The organism is Amycolatopsis sp. YIM 10, assembly GCF_009429145.1.
Taxonomy (GTDB): domain Bacteria; phylum Actinomycetota; class Actinomycetes; order Mycobacteriales; family Pseudonocardiaceae; genus Amycolatopsis.
Window position 1 is genome coordinate 5,100,581 of sequence record NZ_CP045480.1, and the last position, 24,260, is coordinate 5,124,840.

Sequence of the window (24,260 nt, forward strand, 5' to 3'; positions counted from 1 at the left end):
ATGTCCCAGCTCCAGATCGCCGTGCTCACCGCGAGTGTCCGGGAAGGACGGTTCGCGCCGGTGGTCGCGGACTGGTTCACCGACCAGGCCGCCCGCCACCCCGAAATCACGGTCGACCCGGTCGATCTCGCGGAGATCCCGTACCCCGGTGAGGAACTGTCACGACGGCTGAACGCCGCCGACGGGGTCGTGGTGATCACGCCCGAGTACAACCACAGCTTCCCGGGCCCGCTGAAGATCGCGCTGGACTCCATCGGCGGCGAACTGCGCGGCAAGCCGGTCGCGTTCGTCAGCTACGGCGGGCTTTCCGGCGGCCTGCGCGCGGTCGAGGCCCTGCGCGTGGTGCTGGCCGAACTGCACGCGGTCACCGTGCGCGAGACGGTCAGCTTCCACAACGCCGGCGCGCAGTTCACCCCCGACGGCGAACCCAAGGACGCCAAGGCGGTCAACGACGCGGCCGCGGTCATGCTCGGCCAGCTCGTGTGGTGGGCGCGGGCCCTGCGCACCGCCCGCGCCACACACGCCTACGGCAGCTGACGGGACACCAGCGCCTCGATCCCGTCGAGCAGGCGGTTGAGGCCGAAGTCGTAGGCCTCGGCCGCGGCGTCCTGGGCGCCGAGTTCGAACCCGTCGTGCTCCCACACCTCGACGATGGTCGGATTGGCGGCCTGGTCGAAGTAGTCGTCCCAGAACACCTGCCGCTGGTGCCACCAGGTGTCGGCGCTCTGCCCGGTGACCCGCTCCAGGTAGGCGGTGTCGGCCTCGACCGCGGCGTTGGACTCGACGAAGGTCGCGAGGCTCGCCGCGGCCGCGGCCATCTGCCGGTGGGTCAGCCCGATCCCGGCGAGCGTGGAGAGCAGGTACTCCTGGCGGTGGATGATGGCGGGCCCCAGCGCCGGGCGGGTCATCGAGATCTGCCGCAGCCACGGGTGCCGCCGGTAGGCCTGGCGCGTGCGCTCGGAGTACAGCCCGATCTGCGCGCGCCAGCCCTCCGGCCGCGGCTCGCCGGGACCGGGCAGGGGGTCCTCGCCGAGGACTTCGTCGACCATCAGGTCGATCAGCTCGTCCTTGGCGGGCACGTAGGAGTAGAGCGTCATCGTGCCCGCGCCCAGCTCCTTGGCCACCCGGTGCATCGACGCCGCGGCCAGCCCGTCGGCGTCGGCCACCCGGATGGCCGTGGCCACGATGGCCTCCAGGCTCAGCCGCGGCCTGCGGCCCCTGGCCGGCTCGGGCTCGGCGTGCCGATCCCGCCAGAGCAGCCGCAGGCTGCGGTCCGGATCGCCACCACCACTGTGTTCAACCGTCACGGCACTGGATCCTACATTCTCGTATGGTGTACGCTAGGTCGTTCTCGTATGGCATACGAAAAGGAGTGGGGAATAGTGACGATTCTGGTCACGGGCGCCACCGGCAGCGTCGGCCGCCTGGTCGTCGACGAGCTGGTGGCACTGGGGGCGCCGGTACGGGCGCTGACCGTGAACCCGGAGAAGGCGGCACTGCCGGAGGATGTCGACGTGGTCACCGGCTACCTCGGCCGTCCCGGGACGCTGCCCGCCGCGCTCAAGGGGGTCGACGCGGTGTACCTGGCGCCGCTGCCGGACACCGTGGTGGAGTTCACCGAACTGGCACGCGAGGCGGGCGTGGGCCGGGTCGTGGCGCTGTCGGGCAGCAACGCCGACGAAGAGGAACGCGAGGGCTCCAGCGGAGCGCACTACCTCAAGGTCGAGCGCGCGGTGGAGGCGGCGGGCTTCGACTGGACCTTCCTGCGGCCGGGGGTCTTCGCCAACAACACACTGGGCTGGGCCGACGAGATCCGCGCCAGTGGCACGGTCAGCTCGGCCTATCCCGACGCCGCGCAGACCCCGATCGACCTGCGTGACATCGCCAGGGTGGCGGCCAAGGTGCTCACCGAGAGCGGGCACACCGGCCGCAAGATCACCCTGTCCGGCCCGGAGTCGATCACCCAGGCCGGGCAGGTGGCCGCGATCGCCGCGGCACTTGGCACCGAGATCCGGTTCCACGAGCTGACCAGGGCCGAGCACCGGCAGGTCTGGCTCGACCACGGCATTCCCGGCGAGGTGGCCGACTGGCTGCTCGACGGGTTCGCCGAAGCCACCGAACACCCGCAGGTCCCCGAACCCGGTTACCGGGAACTCATGGGCGAACCGGGAACCACCTACCAGCAGTGGGCCATCGACAACGCCGGAGCGTTCCGCTGATGCAGCAGCCCGACCACATCCGGATCACCGGGGCCAGGGAGAACAACCTCAAGAACGTCTCGCTGAGCATTCCGAAGCGGCAGATCACCGTGTTCACCGGCGTGTCCGGCTCCGGCAAGTCCTCGATGGTGTTCGACACCATCGCCGCCGAGGCCCAGCGCCAGCTCAACGAGACCTTCACCGCGTTCGCGCGGAACTTCCTGCCCAGCTACGGCCAGCCCGACCTCGACGCGATCGAGAACATCTCGGCCGCGATCATCATCGACCAGAAGCGGCTCGGCGGGAACTCCCGCTCCACCGTGGGCACCATCACCGACATCAACCCGTTGCTGCGCCTGCTGTTCTCCCGAGCCGGGCAGCCGCACGCCGGGTACTCCAACGCCTTCTCCTTCAACGACCCGCAGGGCATGTGCCCGGAGTGCGAAGGCCTCGGCCGGGCGGTGCAGCTGGACCTGGACAAGTTCCTCGACCGGTCGAAGTCGCTGAACGAGGGCGCGGTCCAGCACCCGGACTTCGCCGTCGGCGGCTGGGTGCTGGGCACCTACACCGGCTCCGGCTTCTTCGACAACGACAAACCGCTGGCCGACTACGACGAAGCCGAGTGGCAGCAGCTGCTGCACGGCGAGGGCAAGCTCGTCATGCAGTGGCAGGGCGGCTCGATGAACGCCAAGTACGAGGGCCTGGTGGACCGGTTCACCCGGCTCTACATCAAGAAGGACGGCATGTCCGACCGCAACCGCGAGATCTTCCTGCGGTTCGTCACCTCGCGGGTGTGCCCGGTGTGCGAGGGCACCCGGCTCGCCCGCGCCGCGCTCGACTGCCGGATCGAGGGCTACAACATCGCCGACTTCACCGCCATGGAAGCCGGTGAACTGGTCACCCTGCTGGGCAAGCTGGAGGTGCCGACGGCGAAAACGGTGCTGGACAGCCTGATCGACCGGATCGGGAACCTGGTCGCCATCGGCCTCGGCTACCTCAGCCTGGACCGCGAGACCACCACGCTGTCCGGCGGCGAGTCGCAGCGCATCAAGATGGTCCGGCACCTTTCGAGCAGCCTGACCGAAATGATGTACATCTTCGACGAGCCCAGCGTCGGGCTGCACGCGCGTGACGTGCACCGGCTCAAGGAACTGCTGGTCAAACTGCGGGACAAGGGGAACACGGTGCTCGTGGTGGAGCACGACCCCGACGTGATCGCGATCGCCGACCACGTGGTGGACATGGGCCCGCACGCCGGTTCCCGCGGCGGTGAGGTGGTGTTCGAGGGCAGCGTCTCCGAGCTGGCCGGGGCCGACACGTTGACCGGGCGGTTCCTGCGCAACCGGCTGCCGCTCAAGACCGAGCCGCGGCAGCCCTCGGGCTGGTACACCGTGGCCGGGGCGAACAGCCACAACCTCAAGGACGTCACGGTGAAGTTCCCCGCCGGGGTGCTCACCGTGGTCACCGGGGTGGCCGGTTCGGGCAAGAGCTCACTGGTCAACGACGCGTTCCTGGCCGAGCACCCCGGCGCGATCGTGATCGACCAGGCCGCGGTCGGCACCTCGCGGCGGTCCAACACCGCCACCTACACCGGGCTGCTCGACGGGATCCGCAAGCTGTTCGCCAAGGCCAACGGCGTCAGCCCGTCCCTGTTCAGCGCGAACTCGAAGGGCGCCTGCGAGAACTGCCAGGGACTCGGGGTGATCTACACCGACCTGGCGTTCATGGACGGGCTCAAGTCGGTGTGCGAGATCTGCGACGGGCGGCGGTTCTCCGAGGACGTGCTCGAGCACAAGCTGCGCGGCCGGTCGATCAGCGACGTGCTGGAGATGACCGCGGCCGAGGCGGTCGAGTTCTTCACCGAGAAGAAGCTGCGCGAGGTGCTGCGCGCGGTCAACGACGTCGGGCTCGACTACCTGAAGCTGGGGCAGCCGCTGAGCACGCTGTCCGGCGGCGAGTGCCAGCGCATCAAGCTCGCCACCGAACTGCACAAGGCCGGCTCGATCTACGTGATGGACGAGCCGACCACCGGGCTGCACATGTCCGACGTCGGGCACCTGCTCGAGATCATGGAACGCCTGGTCGCCCAGGGGAACACGGTGATCGTGATCGAGCACAACCTGGACGTGATCCGCAACGCCGACTGGATCATCGACCTCGGTCCCGAAGGCGGCAGCGGGGGCGGGACCGTGTTGTTCGAAGGCCCACCGGCGGCCCTGCTCGAAGCCACCGGCTCCTACACCGCCGACTTCCTGCGTCAGGATCTCTCGCCGATGTAGGTCAGGTGCCGTCCTAGAGAGGTGGCAGGCTGAGCGTCATGACCGACGCGAAGCCTGCCACCGCTCGGCTGCTCAGCCTGCTCTCCCTGCTGCAGACCCCGCGCGAATGGCCGGGCAGTGAACTGGCCGGGCGCCTCGGCGTCAGTCCGCGCACCATCCGCCGCGACATCGACCGGCTGCGCGACCTCGGCTACCCGGTCGAAGCCACCATGGGCGCCGACGGCGGTTACCGGCTCGTCGCCGGCGCCGCCATCCCGCCGCTGCTGCTCGACGACGAGGAAGCCGTCGCCATCGCACTGGGCCTGCGCACCGCGGCGGGCAACGCGATCACCGGCATCGAAGAAGCCTCCGTGCGCGCACTGACCAAACTCGAACAGGTGCTGCCCTCGCGGCTGCGCTACCGCGTCGGCGCGCTCAGCGGCGCGACCGTGCCCGCGCTGACCCCGGGCACCCAGACCGTCGACCCGGCGGTCCTGACCGTCATCGCCGCCGCCGTCACCAACCGCGAACGGCTGCGCTTTTCCTACCTCACCAACGAAGGCGCCGACGGCAAGCGCCACACCGAACCGCACCGGCTGGTCTCCGCCGGGCGCCGCTGGTACCTGGTCGCCTTCGACCTCGACCGCGACGACTGGCGCATCTACCGCGCCGACCGCATCCGTGACCCGCTCGCCACCGGCGCCCGCGCCCAGCCCCGCGAACTGCCCGCCGAGGACGCGGCCACCTACCTGACCAGCAAGATGTACTCGCTCGTGCCGACCTACCAGGCCGAAGCGACCCTGCACCTGCCCATCGAGCAGGCCCGCACCCGCCTCGGCGACGCCGGCGACCACCTCGAAGCCATCGACGAGCACAGCTGCCGCCTCCACGGCTACGGCGACACCCTGGAATGGCTGGCTTCCCGGCTGGTCATGCTCGGCTGCGAGTTCGAAGTGCACGGCCCGCCCGAGCTGATCGCGCACCTGCGGGAGATCTCGGCCAGGGTCACCCGCGGGGTCGGTTGCGACGGCGAAGCGGGCAGTGCTGTGATTTCCCCATGACGGCTACCGAAACGCACGCCGCGATCGAGGCGGTCTGGCGGATCGAAGCGGCACGGCTGATCGCCGGGCTCGCCAGGCTGGTGCGCGACGTCGGCCAGGCCGAGGAACTGGCCCAGGACGCGCTGGTGGCCGCGCTGGAACGGTGGCCGGAAAGCGGCGTGCCGCGCAATCCCGGCGCCTGGCTGATGACCATCGCCAAACGCCGGGCCATCGACCAGATCCGCCGCCGGGAAACCCTCGAACGCAAGATCGAGGTGCTCGGCCACGAGATGGAGACCGACGCGCCGAACGCGCCCGAGGACGCCGTGCTGCACGGCGAGGACATCGGCGACGACCTGCTGCGCCTGGTGTTCACCGCCTGCCACCCGATCCTGACCACCGAGGCCAGGGTCGCGCTCACGCTGCGCATGCTCGGCGGGCTCACCTCCAAGGAGATCGCCCGCGCCTTCCTGGCCTCGGAAGCCACCGTGCAGCAGCGGATCGTCCGGGCCAAGCGCACCCTCGCCGACGCGAAGGTGCCGTTCGAGGTCCCCGAGGAGTCCGAGCGCGCCGAACGCCTCGCCTCGGTGCTCGAAGTGATCTACCTGATCTTCAACGAGGGCTACTCGGCCACCGCGGGCGACGACTGGATGCGCCCCGCCCTGTGCGAGGAAGCGCTGCGGCTCGGCCGGGTGCTGGCCGAGCTGACCCCGAAGGAACCCGAGGTGCACGGCCTGGTCGCGCTGATGGAGATCCAGGCCTCGCGCGCCCGGGCGCGCACCGGCCCCAACGGCGAACCGGTGCTGCTGCTCGACCAGGACCGCACCCGCTGGGACCAGCTGCTCATCCGGCGCGGGCTCGACGCGCTGGAGCGGGCCGAATCCGCCGGCGGCCCGCTCGGACCGTACGGGCTGCAGGCCGCGATCGTTGCCTGCCACGCCCGCGCCCGCACCGCCGAGGAAACCGACTGGCAGCGGATCACCGAGATCTACGACGAACTCGCCCGCACCTCGGGCTCGCCGGTGGTGGAACTCAACCGGGCGGTGGCGCACTCGATGGCCTTCGGCCCGGCCGCCGGACTCGCACTGGTCGACCCGCTGCTGTCGGAGTCCTCGCTGAAGAGCTACCACCTGCTGCCCTCGGTCCGCGGTGACTTCCTGGCCAAGCTCGGCCGCTTCGACGAAGCCCGCGCCGAGTTCGAACGCGCCGCGGGCATGACCAGGAACGAACGCGAACGCACCCTGCTCACCGACCGCGCCGCCGCCTGCGCCAGGGGAGAAGCGCCTTAGGCACGGTGGTAGTCGACGACGGCGTCGCCGTGGGCGTAGCGCTCGCCGTCGAAGCCGTGTGGGAATTCGGGGGACAGGGCCGTCGCCTCGTCCAGGCGTCGTAGTTCTTCGGGCTCCAGGTCGATCAGCCGCAGGTTGTCGGCGAGCTGGTCCTCGTTGCGGATGCCGACGATCGGGATGGTCAGCGCGCGGTGCTGCTGCGCGCGAAGCCACGCGAGCGCCACCTGGCTCGCGCTCGCCCCGCGCGCTTCGGCGATGGCGTTGACCGTGTCGGCGATGGCCAGCTCGCGTTCATCGATCTCGCCCCCGGAGCGGCGGCCCTCGGCCGGGCGTTCGCGGTCCGAGCCGTAGCGGCCGGTCAGCAGCCCGCCGCCGAGCGGCGCCCAGCCGGTCACCGCCAGGTCCAGCGCCTTCGCCATCGGCAGCAGCTCCCGCTCGACCGTGCGCTCGACGAGGCTGTAGGGCACCTGGATGGCCGAGAACGGGGTCAGCCCGCGCTCCTCGGCGATCGTCACCGCCCGGGCGACCAGCCACGCGGGCGTATCGGAAATCCCCAGGTAGAGCACCTTGCCCGAGCGCACCAGGTCGTCGAGCGCCGTCACCACCTCCTCGATCGGGGTGTAGCTGTCCCAGATGTGCACCCAGTACAGGTCGAGGTAGTCGGTACCCAGTCGTCGGAGGCTCGCTTCGACCGCGCGCCGCAGGTTCTTGCGGTGCGTGCCACCGGCGTTGGGATCGGCCGGATCGCTGCTCAGCCCGTACTTGGTGCCCAGGACCCAGCGGTCGCGATCGGGCCGGATCAGCTCGCCGACCACGCGTTCGCTCTCGCCACCGGCGTACTGGTTCGCCGTGTCGAGGAAGTTGCCGCCCGCGTCGGCGAAGCGTTTGAGCGCGCCCGCTGCCTCCCCGGCGGTCGCCACGCCCAGGCCGGGATAGCCGAACATCATCGTGCCCAGGCACAACTCGGAGACTCGTACGCCGCTGCGGCCGAGCAGGCGGTATCGCATGGTGCTCATGCCGTGATTATTCAAGCTTGACTATACGAGGTCAAGGGGCCGCAGGTCACCGGCGCAGGCGCCCGATCGAAAGCCAAAAGGTGCCGTGAGTCAGTACTCGCCGTTCTCCAGCCGGTCGGCGAACTCGGCCGCCCAGGTCGCTTCGCCTTCCAGCTGGGCAGCCTCGAACCGATAACTCTCGGCGACGTGGCGGGGGATGGGCCCGCCGGCCAGGATCGAGCGGACCCCGGCGCGGGTCGATTCGGCCCGTGCCCGCAACTCCTCGGCCCGCCGACGCATCGCCGCCGCCAGTTCGCCGGACGGCAGGTCGGGGAAGAACGCCAGGCCGACCAGCAGCGGGTGGTTCGGCACACGGGTGTCCCACAGGTTCTCGCGCAGCAGCCGCTGGAACTCCGCTTCACCGGCATCGGTGAGCCGGTAGGTCGTGCGCTCGGGGCGCGCGCCCTGCCGGTCGGTGCCGACGACCTCGAGCAGTTCCTCCTTCTCGAGCGACTTCAGCGCGTTGTAGATCGACCCCGGCGCCACGTTGGCCCACTCGGCCGCGCCCCAGGCCAGCAGTTCGCGGCGCAGGTCGTAGCCGTGCACCGGGCCGGTCCGGCGGAGCGCGCCGAGCACCAGCAGCCGCGTGGTCGCCGCCATCAGCCGTTCCGCCCGATCATGGGCACAGGTTACTCAGCGTCGGATCTTCCGCTCGATCCAGAACTGTCGGTGCGGGGTGCTTGAGTTCGTCGGGAGGGAACAGACCCGGTCTGACGAGGGAGAACACTGATGGCTGAGCACATCGAGCTGAACGGCACGCGCACCTGGTACGAGGCGCGCGGCGAGGGGGAACCGGTGGTGCTGCTGCACGGCGGCTTCAGCGATTCGCGGGAGTTCACCGGCAACCTGGACGCGCTCAACGAGCACTTCCGGGTGTTCCGGTTCGACCGCCGCGGCCACGGGCGCACCGCCGACGCGCCGGGGCCGATCACGCACCAGCGGATGACCGGGGACACCATCGCCTTCCTGGAGCAGGTGGTGCGTGGCCCGGCCCGGCTGGTCGGCTACAGCGACGGCGGCTTCGTCGCGCTGCTGGTCGCGCTGCACCGGCCCGATCTGGTGCGGGAGCTGGTGCTGATCAGCTCCGCCTTCGCCGCCGACGGGTTCATGGTGCAACCCGATCCCGACGGGGAGATGCCGCAGGAGGTGATCGACAACTACGGCGAGGTCTCCCCGGACGGGGCAGAGCACTTCCCCGTGGTGTTCCGGAAACTGACCGACCCGGCCAGTCCGGACCCCTCGCGCACCGCCGAGGAGCTGAGCGGGGTCGAATGCCGGACGCTGGTCGTCGCCGCGGACGACGACCTGGTCCATGCCGAGCACACCCTCGCCCTGTACCGGGGCCTGCGCGAGGCCCAGCTGGCGGTGGTGCCCGGCGCGTCCCACGCGATCCTGGTGGACCAGCCCGAGCTGACCACCGCGGTCGTCACCAGGTTCCTGACCGCGGCGCCCCGGCCCACGCTGATCCCGATCCGCCGTGCTCAGGCACTGGCCCCGTAGGCGATGGTCAGCGTGACGGCGGCCCCGGTGCAGGCGAAGGTGCGCAGGTGATTCCACGCGGTCCAGCGGGTCAGGAAGCGATCCCGCCAGAAGCTCGCGCCCTCGGCGCTGTCGGCGTCGGCCGCGTCGAGCGCGTTGTTCAGCGGCACGTTGAACACCATGGTGACGGCGAACATGCCGAGCACCAGCAGCAGCGCGCCGCCGAGGCGCCAGCCGCCGCCCGGCTGACCGGAGAACGGCGTGACCACCACCAGGAACAGGCAGATCACCGTGGTACCACCGAAAACCAGGCCGAACAGCGGGTTGAGGATCCGCCGGTTGACCCCCTGCATCGCGGTGATGCCCTGGGCGGGTGGCAGGGCGCCGAGCACGCCCATCATGAAGGTGGAGAAGACGAAGAACAGGCCGCCGTTGAGGCCCGCGCCGACGGCGGCGGCCAGGGTGAGTCCGGAGATCAGGGCGTCAGGCATCACAGGCTCCTCGGAGGGGATCGGGAAAGGAGAATTTCACAGCTGCCGGTAGGCGTGGGCGAGTTCGGGCACGAAGTCCTCGAACCGCGTCGGCGTGGTGTTCGCCGGGGTGCGCTCGCCGGTCGCGGAGACGGTGCCGTCACTGAAAGCGGCGGTCATCTCCACGTGCAGGCGCGCCGAGGTCGCCGAGAACCCGGCCTGCCGCAGGGTTTCGGCCATCTCCGCGGCGGGCATCGGCACGTACGGCAGGTCGGGCAGGCCGAGCGCCTCACCCAGGATCCGGGTGGCCTCGGGATAGCTCAGGTCGCGCTCGCCGAGCAGTTCGCGCACCACCACGCCGGTCCAGTCCCGCTTGCGCAGCGCGGCGGCGGCCACCTCGGCGATGTCGCGCGCGGCGATCATCGGGACCTTCGCCTCCGGCGCCACCGAGTCGGCGTTGATCCCGGCCTGCTTGACCAGCCCGAGCGCGGCGTGGAAGTTCTCGAAGAACGAACCCGGCCGCAACAACAGCACGCTGGTCTTTTCCAGCGAGCGCAGGCGCAACTCCTGGGCGTGCAGGCTGGCGATGAACCCGGTCCCGGACGGGCGGTCCGCGCCGACGCTGCTCAGCGAGACCACGTACCGCACCCCCGCCCGGCGGACCGCCTCGACGATCGCCTCGCCCTTGCGGTCCTGTTCGGCGTGGTAGTCCTCGACCTCGGGAGCGGTGTGCAGCAGCGTGTACACCGCGTCCGCGCCCCGGAAGGCCTCGGTCAGGAAAGCGGGATCGGCGGCATCGCCGACGGCGAGTTCGGCGCCGGCCGCCTTCAGCGGCGCCAGCTTCTCCGCCGAACGGCCCACGGCCCGCACCGATTCGCCCGCCGCCAGCAGCAGTTCGGCGATCTTGCCGCCGGTGTTCCCGGTCGCGCCCAGCACGGTGATCGTCATGGTGTCCTCCTTGGTGGGTTCCTTGCTGTGCGTCCAACTATGGCCGGGCACGGCTGGACAGACTATGACCGTGCATCGCGGTTTCCTGCTCGTTCGTCCAGCCGCCGTGGACGAACGATCTTCGCGGCACCCATACTCGGGACCCATGAAGACGGGCGACATTCCGGCACCGGCGGATCCACTCGGCGAGGCACTGCACTTCCTGCGGATGAGCGGCGCGTTCTACTGCCGGTCGGAGATGAGCGGGCCGTGGCACGTGGCGATCCCGGCCATCCGCGACTGCGTGTGGTTCCACGTCGTGACCACCGGCGGCTGCACGCTGGAGGTCGAGGGCGCCGAGCCGCGCGCGCTCCGCCCCGGTGATCTCGCGCTGGTGCCACACGGCCGGGGCCACGCCCTCTGGACCGATCGCGGGCTGCCGGCGGCGGCGATCGAGAAGCTGCCGCACGACTACGTCAGCGACCGGTACGCGATCCTGCGCCACGGCGGGGGAGGCGAGCCGGGCGGCATCATCTGCGGCGCGGTGCGCTTCGACCACCCGGCCGCCGCCAAGCTGCTCGAACTGCTGCCGCGGCTGATCTACGTGGCCGCGGCCGACTCGCCGCACGCCGAATGGCTCCAGAGCAGCCTGCGGCTGATGATCGCCGAGGCCGCCCAGCCGCGCCCCGGCGGGGAAACGGTGATCACCCGGCTGTCGGACATCCTGGTCATCCAGGCGATCCGGTCGTGGATGGAGACCGATCCGGTGGCGCGCACCGGCTGGCTCGGTGCACTGCAGGACCGCCAGATCGGGCGGGCGATCTCACTGATCCACCGCGACGCCGCCCGCGACTGGACGGTGGCGTCGCTGGCCGACGAGCTGGCCATGTCGCGCTCGGCGTTCGCCGCGCGCTTCACCGAGCTGGTCGGCGAGCCCGCGATGCACTACGTGACGCGGTGGCGGATGAACGTGGCGCTGACGTCGCTGCGCGAGGAGGGCGCGACCGTGGCCGAGTTGGCGGGCAAGCTCGGATACCAGTCCGAGGCGGCGTTCAGCCGGGCGTTCAAGCGCGTGGTCGGGGTCTCGCCGGGATCGGTGCGCACCCGCGGTGCAAGTAGGACCGAAGCTGACCTACTTGCCTTCTAACTTGGTGTTCGTCACCGAGAACGAGGAGCGCACACCATGACCAGCAACACGACCAGCGAAACGATCGGCAAGACGGCCGCCGTCAACGGGGTTCCCGCCGGGTACACCGCCGTCACCCCGTGGATCATCTCCGCCGACACCGGCAAGCTGATCGAGTTCGCCACCGCCGCGTTCGGTGCCGAGGAGCTGTTCCGCGTCGCGGACGAGCACGGCTTCATCGGGCACGCCGAGTTCAAGATCGGTGACGCCATCGTGATGGCTTTCGACAAGCGCCCCGACTGGCCGGACACGCCCAGCTTCCTGCGCCTGTACGTGCCCGACTGCGATGCCACCCACGAGCGCGCGCTCGCGGCGGGCGGGCGCTCGTACACCCGGCCGACCACCGCGCCCTTCGGCGACCGGGTGTGCCGGGTGCTCGACCCGCTCGGCAACCTCTGGTGGGTGCACACCCGCGTGGAGGACGTGGACGCGGCCGAAATGGAGCGCCGCGCCACCGACCCGGAATGGGTGGCGGCGATGGAATACCTGCAGAGCGCGAATCTCGCCGACCTGCAAAGGTGACCGAACGCGGAAGGTGACTGTCCGCGATCGGTCCTAGCTTCGGCGCCATGACCGACGAAGCCGCGACCGAAACGCGGATCCACCCGTTCCGCATCGACGTCCCGGAGGTCGCGCTGGACGACCTCCGGGCCAGGCTCGCCGCCGCGCACTGGCCCGACCAGTTGCCCGGCGCGGGCTGGACCTACGGCGTGCCGCTGGAGCGGCTGAAGGAACTCGCCGGGTACTGGCGCACCGGGTACGACTGGCGGCGCCACGAGCGGGCGCTGAACCGCTTCCCCCAGTTCACCACCACGATCGATGGCCAGCACGTGCACTTCTTCCACGTCCGTTCCCCCGAACCCGAGGCCGTTCCGCTGCTGCTGACCCACGGCTGGCCCGCCTCGGGCGCCGAGTTCGCCGAGCTGATCGGCCCGCTGACCGATCCCCGCGCGCACGGCGGCGACCCGGCCGACGCCTTCCACGTGGTGGTGCCCTCGATCCCCGGCTACGGCTTCTCCGGGCCCACCACCGAAGCCGGCTGGGGCGTCACCCGGATCGCGCGGGCGTGGGCGGAACTGATGCGGCGGCTCGGCTACCACCGCTACGGCGCCCAGGGCGGCGACTGGGGCGCCCGCGTCTCCCCGGAACTGGCCCGCCTCGACGGCGACCGGATGATCGGACTGCACCTCAACGCCTTCATCGCCTTCCCCGACGACAACCTCGACGGACTCACCGAATCCGAACTGGCCATTGTGGACGCACTGAACAATTGGTCGGGGGAGCGTTCGGGCTACGCGCAAATCCAGGGCACCAGGCCACAAACCCTGGCGTACGGCCTGGTCGACTCACCGACCGGCCTGCTCGCCTGGGACACCGAATGGTTCGACGCCTACGGTGACGACGTCGGCGGCATCGAGGCCGACCGGATCCTCACCACCGTGACGATCACCTGGCTCACCGGCACCGCCGGGTCGTCGGCGCGGCTCTACCGCGAAGGCGCGGCCAACTGGGAACAGGAGATCGCCTTCAGCCCGGTGCCGACCGGGATCGCGGTGTTCCCCGGCGACGCCACCATCCGCAGGTTCGCCGAGCGCGAGCACAAGGTGGTGCACTGGTCGGAATTCGACCGCGGCGGGCATTTCGCCGCGTTGCAGGTGCCGGAGCTGCTCACCGGCGACATCCGGGCGTTCTTCCGCCGCGTGCGCTGACAACCGGGTGCGCTGGGCTACCGGGTGCGCTGGGCTACCGGGTGCGCTGGGCTACCGGGGGCGCTCGAACCAGCGGACCGGCCACTTCACGCCGTAGACCTCGCGTACGGTCGGCATGTCCTCCAGCGGGCGGAAACCGGCTTTCTCGGCGACGCGCTGCGAACCGAGGTTGTCCGCGTGGGTGTAGAGCCGCAGTTCGGTGATCGGCCAGTGCTCCAGCGCGCGGGCGCACAACTCCCGCAGGCCCTCGGTCGCCACCCCGCGGCCGCGGGCCTCGGCCGTGACCCAGTAGCTGACCACCGCGGTGCCACCGTTGCGCAGCGCGGCGAAATTGGCCAGTCGCTGCCCGGAAACCGGGTCCACCGCGACAAAACCGAGTTCGTCGTCGGTGCCGTTGAGCCGGTCGAGCGCTTCGTGGAACTGCTCGGCGGTCAGCGTGGGCGGTTCGGTGGTGAACCGGCGGATGTCCGGGTCGGCGATCTGCCGGACGTACCAGTCGGCGTCGTCGACCGTCCATTCCCGCAGGGTGATTTCGGCAGGCACGAGCGCTCCGGTCGTCTTTTCACTAAGGTGATCAGACGATGACCCTAGTACTGCCAGGGCGGCTTCAAGCCTGTTTTGTGGTGGAAGCGGAAAAATTCGCCTGGTGGGGGGTTGACAATCCAGTGGCGAGTGCGTCTTCGGCCGGGTTGCCCGCCGGGGAACCGGCGAACCTGCGCCTCGCGTTACCGGTGGACGGCGCGGTGGTCCCGGCCGAAGTGCCGGCGATCCTGGTCGAACCGGAACCGGCGATCTCCGCACTGGCCGCGTGGTCGCCGCGCCCCGAGGCCGGAGAATCGGTGCACGCGTGGGCGCGCATCGCCGCCGCGTTCCGCCAAGGGACCACAGTGGACGAACCCGGCCTGCCGACCGCCGGGCACGCGGCACTGGGTCTGGACGGCGCCACCATCTGGTCCGCCCGCGCCGCGGTCGACGCGGCTCGCCGCAGCGTCACCGGTTCCACCGCCGGTGGCATCGCGCTGCGGCCCTACCAGCGCGCCGGGGTCGCGTGGCTGCAGGCCGCCGACGGCGGCGGGGTGCTCGCCGACGAAATGGGCCTCGGCAAAACGGTGCAGGCCATCGCACTGCTCGCCGCGCGCAGCGCCGGGCCGCACCTGGTCGTCTGCCCGACCTCGCTGCTGGGCAACTGGGCCCGTGAACTCGCGCGATTCGCTCCCGAACTCACCTCGGTGACGCTGACCAGCTACGGCAAACTCCGCGCCGACGCCGACAAGTTCGCCGCGACCGCGTGGGACGTGGTGGTGCTCGACGAGGCGCAGCAGATCAAGAACCCCGATTCGCAGACCGCGCGGGCCGCGCGCACGCTCGAAGCCCGGCTGCGCGTGGCGATGACCGGCACCCCGGTGGAAAACCGGCTCGACGAACTGTGGTCGCTGCTCGCGTTCACCAATCCCGGCCTGCTCGGCAGCCGCGCGCGGTTCCGCCGCCGGTTCGCCACCGCGGTGGAGCAACGCCGCTCCGACGCCGCCGCGGTGCGGCTGCACGAGATCGTCGGACCGCACATCCTGCGCCGCCGCAAGCGCGAGGTCGCGCCCGAACTGCCACCCAAGCTGGAAGTCACCGTGGTCTGCCGGATGACCGGCGAGCAGGAGCGGCTCTACCGCGCCGCGATGGACGACGCCTTCCGCGACGGATTCGGCTCCGGCATCGAGCGCCGCGGCCGGATCCTCGCCCTGCTCACCCGGCTCAAGCAGCTGTGCAATCACCCGGGACCCCGGGCCGAACGGCTCGAGGGCCGCTCGGGCAAGCTCGACCGCGTCACCGAGATGCTCGCCGAAATCGTCGACAACGGCGAGCGCGCGCTGGTGTTCACCCAATACCGCGAAACCGGGGAAATGCTCGCCGGGCACCTCGGCGCGCCGTTCCTGCACGGCGGACTGTCCATCGCCGCCCGCGAACGGCTGATCAGCCAGTTCCAGGAGGACGACCACGCACCGCCGGTGCTGATCCTGAGCCTGCGCGCCGCCGGGTTCGGCCTCAACCTCACCCGCGCCACGCACGTGATCCACTTCGACCGGTGGTGGAACCCGGCGGTCGAGGACCAGGCCAGCGACCGCGCGCACCGCATCGGCCAGACCCGGACGGTCACCGTGCACACCCTGCTCACCGAACGCACGCTGGAGGAAACGATCGCCGAACTGCACGCCGGGAAACGCGACCTGGCCGGAATCGCCACCGGGGAAACACGCACCATCGAGAACGACCTGGCCAAGCTCTCCGACGAACGGCTGCGCGAGGTGCTCGAACCGGGAGGGCGGCGATGAGCGGCGAGTTCGGCACCACCGTCTGGGGCCGCGACTGGGTGCGCCTGGCCGAACCGACCTCGGTCACCCGCCCGGACTCGCGCCTGCCCAAGGCCCGCTCGCTGGCACGCCGCGAGCAGGTCCACGACGTCGAACTGGCGCCCGGCGTGGTCACCGCCTCCGTCGACGGGCACCGGGTGCGGATCAGCGTGCCGCAGTGGGACCACGCCACCCTCGACCTGGCCCGCGACAAGGGCCGCGGCGACGACCTCCCCGACTCCGTGCACGCCGAGCTGCCCGGCATGACCGACGTCAGCGCGGACTGTGATTGCAAGCAGCGCAAGAACCCCTGCCTGCACGCACTGGCCACGTTCTACGAGGTGTCGCGCCGCCTGGACGAACGCCCGCGCCTGGCCGTGCTCCTGCGCGGCCTCACCCGGACCCCGGCGGCCACCGCCACCCGCATCCCGCTCGGCCTGCTCGACCCCGCCACCTTCTACGGCGACTGAGGCGGAAAACCTCGCGCCCTCCGCTCCCGGTCTCTGCCAGGATCGGCGCGGTGCGCATCCTGTTCACCTTCGCCGGGGGCACCGGCCACTTCAACCCGCTCGTGCCGATCGCCCGTGCCGCCGAAGCCGCCGGGCACCAGGTGGCGTTCGCGGGCCAGGCGGTGATGGTCGACACCGTGCGGGCCGCGGGGTTCACCGCATACGACACCGGCGGTGACACCTTCGGCGCCCGCGAGCGCATGCCGCTCCTCGCGATCGACCTCGACCGCGAAGAACTGGCGCTGCGCGAGGGGTACGCCAGGAAGGTCGCGGGGGAGCGCTGCCCGCGCGTCATCGAGGTGTGCCGGGAGTTCCCGGCCGACCTGGTGGTGTGCGACGAGGCCGACTTCGGCGCGGTCGTCGCCGCCGAGAGCCTCGGACTGCCCCACGCCACGGTGCTGGTGATCGCCGCCGGTTCGCTCATCCGGCCCGGCCTGGTCGGCGAACCGCTCAACGAGCTGCGGGCCCGCCACGGACTGGCCCCCGATCCGGACACGGCCATGCTGGGCAGGCACCTCGTGCTCTCCCCGTTCCCGCCCAGCTACCGCAACCCGGACTTCCCGCTGCCGCCCACCGCGCACTCGCTCACGCTCGACCCCGTCGTGCCGGACCTCGCCCCGCCCGACTGGCTGCGCACCGACGCGCCCACGGTCTACTTCACCCTCGGGACCGTGTTCAACACCGAGTCCGGCGACCTGTTCCACCGCGTGCTCGCCGGGCTCCGCGAGCTGCCGGTGAACGTGGTGATGACCGTCGGCCCGCACATCGACCCCGCCGAGTTCGGCCCGCAGCCGGACTCCGTGCGCATCGAGCAGTACGTGCCACAGGCGAGCCTGCTGCCCTGGTGCGCCGCGGTGATCTCGCACGGCGGCTCGGGCAGCGTGCTCGGCGCGCTCGCGCACGGCCTGCCGATGGTGCTGCTGCCGATGGGCGCCGACCAGCCGCACAACGCCGAACGCTGCGCCGGGCTCGGCGTGGCCAAGGTGCTCGACGTGCTGGACGCGACCCCGGCCGAAATCGGCGCCGCGACGCAGGAAGTGTTACAGGACAGCGGTTACCGCGAGGCCGCCGCCCGGATGCGCGACGAGATCGCCACCCTGCCGGACGCCGGCCACGCGGTCCGCCTGCTCGAAGACCTCGTGCGGGCTCAGTAATAGCCCTCGACGGGTACGCGGGCCTCGTCGTAGAGCGCCGGGCCTTCCAGCGGCACGGCCGGGAAACCGCCACCCGGCTTGAGGCCGAGCAGCTGGTCGGTCGACAACGCGAACACCACCCGGCCCAGCCCGGACCGTTCGAGCGCGCCGGTGCACATGCCGCACGGCTGGCAGCTGGTGTACATCGTGGTCGCCGCCGCGGTTTCCGCGTCGAGGTTCCGCGCCGCCCAGCGGGCGAGCTTCAGCTCCGGGTGGGCGGTGATGTCGTCGTCGGTGAGCGAGGTGTTGTGGTCCTCGGCGAGCACGGTGCCGTCCGGCCCGGCCAGCAGCGAACCGAACGGCGGGTTCCCGCCCGCGCGGGCCTTGGCGGCCAGCGCGATCGCCTGGCGCAGGAGGTTCTCGTCGATCATCGGGTCAGCTCCCAGTTGTCGGCCACCGCCGAAAGCGCGTGCCAGGCGGTCTGCGGGTGGCGGGTTTCCTCCGGATCACCGCCGAAGGGGTCGAGCACCACGGTCTCGGCTCCGAGCCCCCGCAGGTCTTCGAGATCGGCGACGATCTGCTCGATCGTGCCCTCACCGGCCAGCCGGTCCGGCCGGGTGACCGGCGCTTCGGTCAGGCGCAGGATGATGCGCGGCGCGAAGCCGGGCACCGGGCGGCCTTCCGCCTCGGCGGCGGCACGCAGCCTGTCCAGCCCTTCGCGCAGCCACGGCACCGTGTTGCGCAGCGGGTGCCACGCGTCGCCGAGCCGGGCCGCCCGCCGGATGCCGGCGTCGCTGTTGCCGCCGATCCAGAACGGAATCTGCTCGGTGCGGTAGTCGTCCTTGTTCTCCCAGGCGGCGCGCATCGCCAGCAGGTATTCGTCGGTCAGCTTCCCGCGCCGCTCGTAGCGCACGCTCAGCGCCTCGAACTCCTGTCGCGCCCAGCCGACGGCCATGCCCAGGACCAGGCGCCCGCCGGTGAACTCGTTGAGATTGGCCGCCATCCGCGCGGTCAGCAGCGGATGCCGGTACGGCGCCAGCAGCACCGTGGTGCCCAGCCGCAACCCGGTCTGCCCGGCCAGCCACGACAACGTGGTGAACGGTTCGTAGAACGGCGGCGGGTACTGCTCGGCCACGTCGGGCGTGATCACCACGTGGTCGGAGAGCATCAGCAGGTCGTAACCGAGGCCCTCGACCACCTGCGCCCAGCCGCGGAGCCTGCCCGGGTCGGTACCCGGGCCGAAATTGGGAACATTCACACCGATTCGCACAGCTCAAAGGCTAGGAGCGCGGACCCCCGGCGGGGAAGGGACACTTCCCGGTACATCGGGGCACCGGCCGTGGATCTGCCGGTATCTTCGGCCGATGACCGAGAATCTCGACGCGACCGATTGGGCCATCCTGGTCGAGGTCCAGCGCGACGGCCGCATCCCGCTGACCGAGCTGGGCAAGCGGGTCAGCCTCAGCGCCTCGGCCACCACCGAACGGGTCAAGCGCCTCGAAGCGGCGGGCGTGATCACCGGCTACCGCGCCACCGTCGACCTCGGCAAGGCCGGTTACCCGGTGCTGGCGGTGGTGCGGCTGAAGTACCCGGGCAGCAGGCACGGACCGCTGCACAAGCTGCTCGACGAGCGCCTGGAGATCCTCGAATGCCTGCGCACCACCGGCGACGACTGCTACACGCTCAAGGTCGCGGCCGGTTCGATGGCGCACCTGGAACGGCTGATCGACGACCTCGCGCAGTTCGGCAGCACCACCACGAACGTGGTCTACAGCCAGACCCTGCCCTATCGCGGTCCCCAGGAGCCGCCCGCCGCCGATCCGGGCTGAAGGCGTTCGTGTAGGCAATGAGACCAAAGCCGAGGAGGATCCCCGTGAAGCAGTACCTGCTCAACATCCTGCAGCCCGCCGGCGACCCGCCCCCGCCCGCGGTGCTGGAACCGATCATGCGTGAGCTGAACAAGGTCAACGAAGAGATGCGGGCCGCCGGGGCGTGGGTGTTCGCCGGTGGGCTGCACGATCCGGCGGCCTCGTCGGTGGTCCGGGCCGAGGACGGCCAGGTGGTCGTCACCGACGGCCCCTACGTCGATGGCGAGGAGTTCGTCGGCGGCTTCACCGTGATCCGGGCCGCCGGTCTGGACGAGGCGCTGGCCTGGGCCGGGAAGGTGACCCGGGCTCTCGGCCTGCCGATCGAGGTCCGCGCGTTCTACGACGTTGGCTGACACAGCCTGACACAGCTTGAGCCAGGCGAAGCCGTGCGCCGCTCAGCGGAGCAGCCCGGCCTCGTGCAGGTGGTCGAAGACCAGGCGGCCGACGGGGGAGAGGTGGTCGCGGTCGGCGTAGGTGAGCCAGCCGATCTCCTCGATCTCCTGGCTGGCGCGCAGTGTGCCCTCGTAATCGGCGGTGTAGCAGGTCATCCGCACCTCGACCCCGTCGGCTTTGCCGTGTGCCTGGGCGCTGAACGTGCCGACCTCGGCGACGGTGCCGGGCACGATGGTGACCGTCAGCTCCTCCTCGATCTCGCGGGTGAGGGTCTGCAGATCGCTCTCGCCGGGATCGCGCTTGCCGCCGGGCAGGTAGTAGGTGTCCTTGCCGCGCGAGCGGGCACCCAGGATCTTGCCGTCACGCAGGTGGATCCACGCGATCTTGTCGATGGTCATCGAGTTCCAGCCTTGTCTTCGGGATATCGCCGTGCGGGCTCGCCGAGCGGGCGGTACGCCGCGAAACGGTAGTTCACGGCGTACCGGAGCCGAACAGGCTGGTCCGGGCGCGCGAGCGCGGGTCGTCGACGAGGGTGCCGGAGTGCAGGATCCCGTTCATCGCGCGGTCACGCCAGGACGCGGTCGAGTCGTACAGGGCGGCGTCGGTGTCGACCTCGGAGATCAGCACGCCCGCGCGGTTGCGGGGAAGCCGCCCGGTGATGATGCCGTCGGCGCGCACGAAGAAGGCACCCCAGGCGCTCTGCGGCGCCGACGAGTTCGGGCAGCTGATCCAGACGTGGTTGGCCGCGGCCGCGGCGATCATCGTCGGCGGCATGGTCGCGGCGGGATAGGGCCGGTGCGGCAACTCGGCGGCCGGGATGTTGCCCGCGTGGTAGGAGTGGAAGACCAGCTCGACGTCTTCGCGCCGGTATTCGCGGTACAGCTCGGGATAGCGGAATTCGTAGCAGATCAGCGCGCCACACCGGACGCCGTCGATGGTGAACACGCTCGGGTGGTCGCCGGGTGAGTAGTGCTCGAGGTCGACCGAGCCGCAGAACCGCTTGTCGTAGCGATCGACCAGCTCTCCCGCGTCGTCGATCACATACAAGCTGTTGTGCGGTTTGTGGTCGCCCGTCAGCCGGTGGCCGGAGCCCAGCACCACCCACATCCGCAGCTCGCGGGCCAGCTCCATGACCCCGCGGACGGAGTCCTCCAACGCGTCCCAGTCGGCTCCGGCGTGGCTGGGGAAATCGGCGACGGCGTACCCGGACAACGCGCACTCCGGGAAGTGCGCGACCCGCGCACCCCGCTCGCGCGCGGTGCGCACCTGCCGCCGCACGTACCGCCTGTTACGGGCGATGTCCGCACTCACCGGGAACTGGCAGGTCGCCACCGTCAACTTCGCCATGTCTGGTCTTCCTGGAGGAGTTGGGCGCCGATCGTCGCGTGGATGACCTCGGGCGACATAGCCATCAGGTGTCCCGCCCAGGCGTCGCGGACGAAACGTTCGAAGGGCGAAGGGCGCACGTAACCGTTCCCTCCCGCGGTTTCGAGGCCGAGGGCGGAGATCTCCCGGGCGGCCCCGTTGGCCAACACCTTCGCCACCATCGAGGATTCGAAGAACGCCGGGTCCAGCAAGTCCGCGTGCAGCGTCATCTTCTGCGCGTAGGCCCGGGCTGCCTCCAGCCGGACGTGCGCCTCGGCGATCTTCACCTGCACGGTTTCCTTGTCCGCCAGCGGAATCCCGTGTGGCGGCAGGGTGCGACGACGGGCGAAGGCGATGGTTTCGGCCAGTGCGGCATCGGCCAGGCCGAGTGACAGGAACGCCAAGCCCGCCGCGATGTGGTTGGGGCGCGGCCGGTCCGCGGGCGGGCACCGGTGTTCGCGGCGCAGCAGGGTGCCCTTGAACTCCAGTTGCTGGCTGCGACTGGCACGCAGGCCCATCGAATCCCACATCGGATTCAGCGCGATCGTGTCGTCACGCGGTACGCCGAAGAAGGCGGGTTCACCGTCGACGAGCACGTTGACCAGGAAGTGGTCGGCGATCTCGCAGCCGGACGCGAACCGCTTGGCGCCGGAGAACAGGAAGCCGCCCTCGACCGGCTCCGCGGCCTGGGACGGGAACAGGAACCGGTTGCCGCCGGTCGGTTCTGACAGCGCGTTGGCAAACCGCCGCCCGGCGATCAGCTCGTCGGCGTAGTAGCGCGCCATGTCCGGCGCCGACAACTGCGCCAGCCCGACCGCCGCGCCGATGTGCATCACCCAGATGCACGCCGTGGCCGGGCACGCGCCACTCAGAACGCGCACGATCTCGCCGTAACTCCGATAGCTGAGGTCCCGCCCGCCGAGTTCGCCCGGCAGCAAAGCCGCGTCCAGCCCGGCGGCGTGCAGCGCCTCCAGGTTCTCGCGCGGCAGCTCGGCGGTGACGTCGCGCTCCGGAGCCGTCCGCGCGAACCCGGCCGCCAGCTCCCGCGCCACGTCGAGCCACCGCTGCTCGTGCGCGGGCGGCGCCAGTGGGAAATCGTTCATGGCGCCCACCTTGCCCGCTACGGCGTCGGCGGGTCCAGCAGGTAGACGGGGCTGCGGTCGCCGGTGTAGTCGGTGCGGTCGTAGCGCATGGCGGTGTCGAGGCTCGCGACCCCGAGCAACGCCTGCACCGCCCGCGGCGGCGCGCCTTGGCGCAGGGCGCGGGTGGCCACGGTCGCGCGCCCGGAGTGCGGGGACAGCCGGACGGTGATCCCGGCTTCGCGCGCGATCCGGGACAGGATGCGGTCGGCGTCGCGCTGGGTGAGGGCCCGGCCGCCGGTGTGCCGCGGCTGGTGCGGATGCGGCGTCGAGGCGAGGATCGGGCCGCTGAGCTTGGCCCGCGGCACGCCCTCACGTTCGGCGCGCACCGCCCAGTAGCGCTCGAAGGTGGCCAGCGTGCCGGGACCGATCGGCACGTGGGCGTCCTGCCCGCCCTTCTTCGTGTAGTGCAGGTTCGTGTGGTTGCCCACGCGCCGGATGTTCTCGATGCGCGCGGTGCACAACCCGGTGACACGCACGGCCAGCGTGAACAGCGCGCGGATCAACGCGGTGTCACGAAGCGCCGTTTCGGTACCCAGACGGGTGGCGCGTTCTTCGATGTACTCCAGGAACGCGTGGTAGTCGGCGTCGTCGTCGAGCACCTGCAGCGGGGAGGTCGCCGGCACCGGCGGCCGGGTCACCGCGACCATCGGATTGCGCTGGGCCCGCTCGTGCCGCAGCAGGTAGGCGTACCAGCTCGACACCGCGTCGATCCGGTGCTTCACCGTGGTGGCACTGGGTTTCCGCAACGTGACCGTGCCGTCGGGAGCACGCCGCTGGGCGGTCATGGTGGCCTTCCACGCGTCCCCGTCGGCACCGTGCGCGTCGAGCGGATCGAGCTGGTTGGCCTGGCACCAGTGCAACCAGTCGTTCAGCTCACGCAGGTAACCGCGCTGGGTGTGCGGCGACTTCCCGCTCAGCCAGGTGACGGTCAGCGCCCGCGGGGTGTAGCGGTCCCGAGGATCCGGCGGCGGCAGCGCGGGCAGCTCCGCGATCGCCCTGATCAACCGCCCGCGCTGCCGCTCGGCCTCCAGCAGCTCCTCACCCACCACGGCGGCCCGCTGCGAAGGCGCCTGCCTGGCCAGGATCCGGGCGGCGGCGGTGGTGGGTTCGAGCTCGGTCACCGGCAAGATCCTATCCGGCCCGGAACAGGTAGTTGTTCGCGTGCGGGCACACCCTTCCGGTGACTTCCCAGCCCTGGCGCCAGGCGTACATGGTGTAGCCGCGGCAGGCGAGCCAGTCCACCACGTCGTCCGGCGAGTAGTCGTAGCGCTCGGTGTGGCGGGCTTCGATCTCGACCAGCAGCGTCGGCAGGTGCGTCTCGATGGTCCGCTGCCCGCCTTCGAGCACGTGCAGTTCCCCGCCTTCGACGTCGATCTTGACGAAGTCGACCCTCGGCAGGTCCGCGGTGAGCCCGTCGAGGGTGTCCACGTCGACGAGCACGTCGACGTGGTGCGAGAACTCGGCGTTGGACCCGAGGCTGTGCGTCTTCCAGGCGAGGAACGACCGGCTGGTGTCCGGTCCGTACTGCCGGAACGGGACCCGCATCGCCGCGCGCCCCGGCTCGGCGCCCAGCGCCTTGACGTGGCGGACCACGTTCGGCCGGTCCCACGCGCCCAGCACGCGCGACCACACCGGATGGGAGAACGAGACCGGTTCGACGCTGTGCACGATCCCGGCCGGCCCGGTCAGGTGGGACAGCGCCTGGCTGTACAGACCGGCCGCCGAGCCGACGTCCACGCAGATGTCACCGGGCCGCACCAGCTCGGTCAGCGTGTGCAGTTCGGTGTCCAGCACGGGGGTCCGGCGGGCGAGCAGGTTGGCCGTCGCGGCGGTCAGGCTCGAGCGGTCGAGGCGGGGCATCGGATTCCTCTCTTCGGGTGCCCCGTCACCATGCCGA

27 protein-coding genes are annotated in these 24,260 nt (G+C 70.8%); 14 read left to right on the forward strand and 13 right to left on the reverse strand.

Features of this window, described 5'->3' with window-relative positions; translation table 11 throughout:
- Positions 1-537 (forward strand): NADPH-dependent FMN reductase, encoded by a 537-nt coding sequence (locus YIM_RS24295; protein WP_153032533.1) that lies wholly within the window; start codon positions 1-3, stop codon positions 535-537.
- Here the strand turns inward: YIM_RS24295 and YIM_RS24300 are convergent.
- Positions 525-1,307, reverse strand: a complete 783-nt coding sequence (locus tag YIM_RS24300; protein WP_153032534.1) for a TetR/AcrR family transcriptional regulator — start codon at positions 1,305-1,307, stop codon at positions 525-527. The two genes, YIM_RS24295 and YIM_RS24300, sit on opposite strands and share 13 nt — an antisense overlap.
- 75 nt (positions 1,308-1,382) lie before the next feature.
- On the opposite strand from YIM_RS24300, the gene YIM_RS24305 reads away from it, so the two are divergent.
- From YIM_RS24305 to YIM_RS24320, 4 genes are read left to right on the forward strand one after another with little or no spacing between them, the layout of a single operon-like run.
- Entirely contained in the window at positions 1,383-2,219 is an 837-nt protein-coding gene (locus tag YIM_RS24305; RefSeq protein WP_153032535.1) for an NAD(P)H-binding protein, read from the forward strand.
- The gene (locus YIM_RS24310; RefSeq protein ID WP_153032536.1) at positions 2,219-4,477 is read left to right on the forward strand and encodes an excinuclease ABC subunit UvrA; all 2,259 of its coding nucleotides are present in this window, start codon (positions 2,219-2,221) and stop codon (positions 4,475-4,477) included. Before YIM_RS24305 ends, YIM_RS24310 begins: the two co-directional genes overlap by 1 nt.
- A 38-nt stretch (positions 4,478-4,515) precedes the next feature.
- Complete coding sequence (locus YIM_RS24315) at positions 4,516-5,517, forward strand: YafY family protein (RefSeq protein WP_153032537.1); 1,002 nt, start codon at positions 4,516-4,518, stop codon at positions 5,515-5,517.
- Positions 5,514-6,785: an RNA polymerase sigma factor gene (locus YIM_RS24320; RefSeq protein WP_153032538.1), complete on the forward strand. Its 1,272-nt coding sequence runs from the start codon at positions 5,514-5,516 to the stop codon at positions 6,783-6,785. The genes YIM_RS24315 and YIM_RS24320 overlap by 4 nt, the downstream gene beginning before the upstream one ends.
- Here the strand turns inward: YIM_RS24320 and YIM_RS24325 are convergent.
- Together YIM_RS24325 and YIM_RS24330 are read right to left on the reverse strand one after the other, a co-directional pair.
- Entirely contained in the window at positions 6,782-7,801 is a 1,020-nt protein-coding gene (locus tag YIM_RS24325; RefSeq protein ID WP_153032539.1) for an aldo/keto reductase, read from the reverse strand. The genes YIM_RS24320 and YIM_RS24325 overlap by 4 nt on opposite strands.
- Positions 7,802-7,891: 90 nt before the next feature.
- A complete protein-coding gene (locus tag YIM_RS24330; protein WP_153032540.1) occupies positions 7,892-8,440 on the reverse strand; it encodes a PadR family transcriptional regulator in 549 nt (182 codons plus the stop codon).
- Between the two features lie 129 nt (positions 8,441-8,569).
- Between YIM_RS24330 and YIM_RS24335 the strand changes: the two genes are divergently transcribed.
- Entirely contained in the window at positions 8,570-9,340 is a 771-nt protein-coding gene (locus YIM_RS24335; RefSeq protein ID WP_153032541.1) for an alpha/beta fold hydrolase, read from the forward strand.
- On the opposite strand, the gene YIM_RS24340 is transcribed toward YIM_RS24335, so the two are convergent.
- Together YIM_RS24340 and YIM_RS24345 are read right to left on the reverse strand one after the other, a co-directional pair.
- The gene (locus YIM_RS24340) at positions 9,322-9,810 is read right to left on the reverse strand and encodes a DUF1772 domain-containing protein (protein ID WP_153032542.1); all 489 of its coding nucleotides are present in this window, start codon (positions 9,808-9,810) and stop codon (positions 9,322-9,324) included. The two genes, YIM_RS24335 and YIM_RS24340, sit on opposite strands and share 19 nt — an antisense overlap.
- Before the next feature lie 36 nt (positions 9,811-9,846).
- A complete protein-coding gene (locus YIM_RS24345) occupies positions 9,847-10,737 on the reverse strand; it encodes an NAD(P)H-binding protein (RefSeq protein ID WP_153032543.1) in 891 nt (296 codons plus the stop codon).
- A 145-nt stretch (positions 10,738-10,882) separates the two neighbouring features.
- On the opposite strand from YIM_RS24345, the gene YIM_RS24350 reads away from it, so the two are divergent.
- Genes YIM_RS24350 through YIM_RS24360 form a run of 3 tightly spaced genes read left to right on the forward strand, consistent with a single transcriptional unit; the run spans position 10,883 to position 13,611 of the window.
- On the forward strand, positions 10,883-11,863 hold the full coding sequence (locus tag YIM_RS24350) for an AraC family transcriptional regulator (RefSeq protein WP_153032544.1): 981 nt from the start codon (positions 10,883-10,885) through the stop codon (positions 11,861-11,863).
- Positions 11,864-11,899: 36 nt separating this feature from the next.
- Complete coding sequence (locus YIM_RS24355) at positions 11,900-12,424, forward strand: VOC family protein (protein WP_153032545.1); 525 nt, start codon at positions 11,900-11,902, stop codon at positions 12,422-12,424.
- Between the two features lie 47 nt (positions 12,425-12,471).
- Entirely contained in the window at positions 12,472-13,611 is a 1,140-nt protein-coding gene (locus YIM_RS24360) for an epoxide hydrolase family protein (protein WP_153032546.1), read from the forward strand.
- Positions 13,612-13,662: 51 nt separating this feature from the next.
- On the opposite strand, the gene YIM_RS24365 is transcribed toward YIM_RS24360, so the two are convergent.
- Positions 13,663-14,154 (reverse strand): GNAT family N-acetyltransferase, encoded by a 492-nt coding sequence (locus YIM_RS24365; RefSeq protein ID WP_194240280.1) that lies wholly within the window; start codon positions 14,152-14,154, stop codon positions 13,663-13,665.
- Positions 14,155-14,276: 122 nt separating this feature from the next.
- On the opposite strand from YIM_RS24365, the gene YIM_RS24370 reads away from it, so the two are divergent.
- From YIM_RS24370 to YIM_RS24380, 3 genes are read left to right on the forward strand one after another with little or no spacing between them, the layout of a single operon-like run.
- Entirely contained in the window at positions 14,277-15,935 is a 1,659-nt protein-coding gene (locus tag YIM_RS24370; RefSeq protein ID WP_228004943.1) for a DEAD/DEAH box helicase, read from the forward strand.
- The gene (locus YIM_RS24375) at positions 15,932-16,423 is read left to right on the forward strand and encodes an SWIM zinc finger family protein (RefSeq protein ID WP_153032549.1); all 492 of its coding nucleotides are present in this window, start codon (positions 15,932-15,934) and stop codon (positions 16,421-16,423) included. The genes YIM_RS24370 and YIM_RS24375 overlap by 4 nt, the downstream gene beginning before the upstream one ends.
- 50 nt (positions 16,424-16,473) lie before the next feature.
- A complete protein-coding gene (locus YIM_RS24380) occupies positions 16,474-17,616 on the forward strand; it encodes a glycosyltransferase (RefSeq protein WP_153032550.1) in 1,143 nt (380 codons plus the stop codon).
- On the opposite strand, the gene YIM_RS24385 is transcribed toward YIM_RS24380, so the two are convergent.
- Both YIM_RS24385 and YIM_RS24390 read right to left on the reverse strand, forming a co-directional pair.
- A complete protein-coding gene (locus tag YIM_RS24385; protein WP_153032551.1) occupies positions 17,610-18,026 on the reverse strand; it encodes a nucleoside deaminase in 417 nt (138 codons plus the stop codon). The genes YIM_RS24380 and YIM_RS24385 overlap by 7 nt on opposite strands.
- Positions 18,023-18,865, reverse strand: coding sequence for an LLM class flavin-dependent oxidoreductase (locus YIM_RS24390; protein ID WP_153032552.1), 843 nt, complete (start codon positions 18,863-18,865; stop codon positions 18,023-18,025). The genes YIM_RS24385 and YIM_RS24390 overlap by 4 nt, the downstream gene beginning before the upstream one ends.
- 94 nt (positions 18,866-18,959) lie before the next feature.
- Here YIM_RS24390 and YIM_RS24395 point away from each other — a divergent pair, with 94 nt between their 5' ends.
- The gene (locus YIM_RS24395; protein WP_153032553.1) at positions 18,960-19,424 is read left to right on the forward strand and encodes an Lrp/AsnC family transcriptional regulator; all 465 of its coding nucleotides are present in this window, start codon (positions 18,960-18,962) and stop codon (positions 19,422-19,424) included.
- Positions 19,425-19,468: 44 nt separating this feature from the next.
- Positions 19,469-19,816, forward strand: a complete 348-nt coding sequence (locus YIM_RS24400) for a YciI family protein (RefSeq protein WP_153032554.1) — start codon at positions 19,469-19,471, stop codon at positions 19,814-19,816.
- A 42-nt stretch (positions 19,817-19,858) separates the two neighbouring features.
- Here YIM_RS24400 and YIM_RS24405 read toward each other — a convergent pair whose 3' ends face one another.
- The 5 genes from YIM_RS24405 to YIM_RS24425 form a co-directional block, all read right to left on the reverse strand.
- Positions 19,859-20,254: an NUDIX domain-containing protein gene (locus tag YIM_RS24405; RefSeq protein WP_153032555.1), complete on the reverse strand. Its 396-nt coding sequence runs from the start codon at positions 20,252-20,254 to the stop codon at positions 19,859-19,861.
- Between the two features lie 73 nt (positions 20,255-20,327).
- A complete protein-coding gene (locus tag YIM_RS24410; RefSeq protein ID WP_153032556.1) occupies positions 20,328-21,203 on the reverse strand; it encodes a carbon-nitrogen hydrolase family protein in 876 nt (291 codons plus the stop codon).
- A complete protein-coding gene (locus YIM_RS24415) occupies positions 21,191-22,324 on the reverse strand; it encodes an acyl-CoA dehydrogenase family protein (protein ID WP_153032557.1) in 1,134 nt (377 codons plus the stop codon). Before YIM_RS24415 ends, YIM_RS24410 begins: the two co-directional genes overlap by 13 nt.
- Before the next feature lie 17 nt (positions 22,325-22,341).
- Positions 22,342-23,484 carry a tyrosine-type recombinase/integrase gene (locus YIM_RS24420; protein ID WP_153032558.1) on the reverse strand — a complete coding sequence of 381 codons (1,143 nt, stop codon included), beginning with the start codon at positions 23,482-23,484 and terminating at the stop codon, positions 22,342-22,344.
- 10 nt (positions 23,485-23,494) lie between these two features.
- Entirely contained in the window at positions 23,495-24,223 is a 729-nt protein-coding gene (locus YIM_RS24425) for an FkbM family methyltransferase (protein WP_153032559.1), read from the reverse strand.
- Positions 24,224-24,260 lie beyond the last annotated feature (37 nt).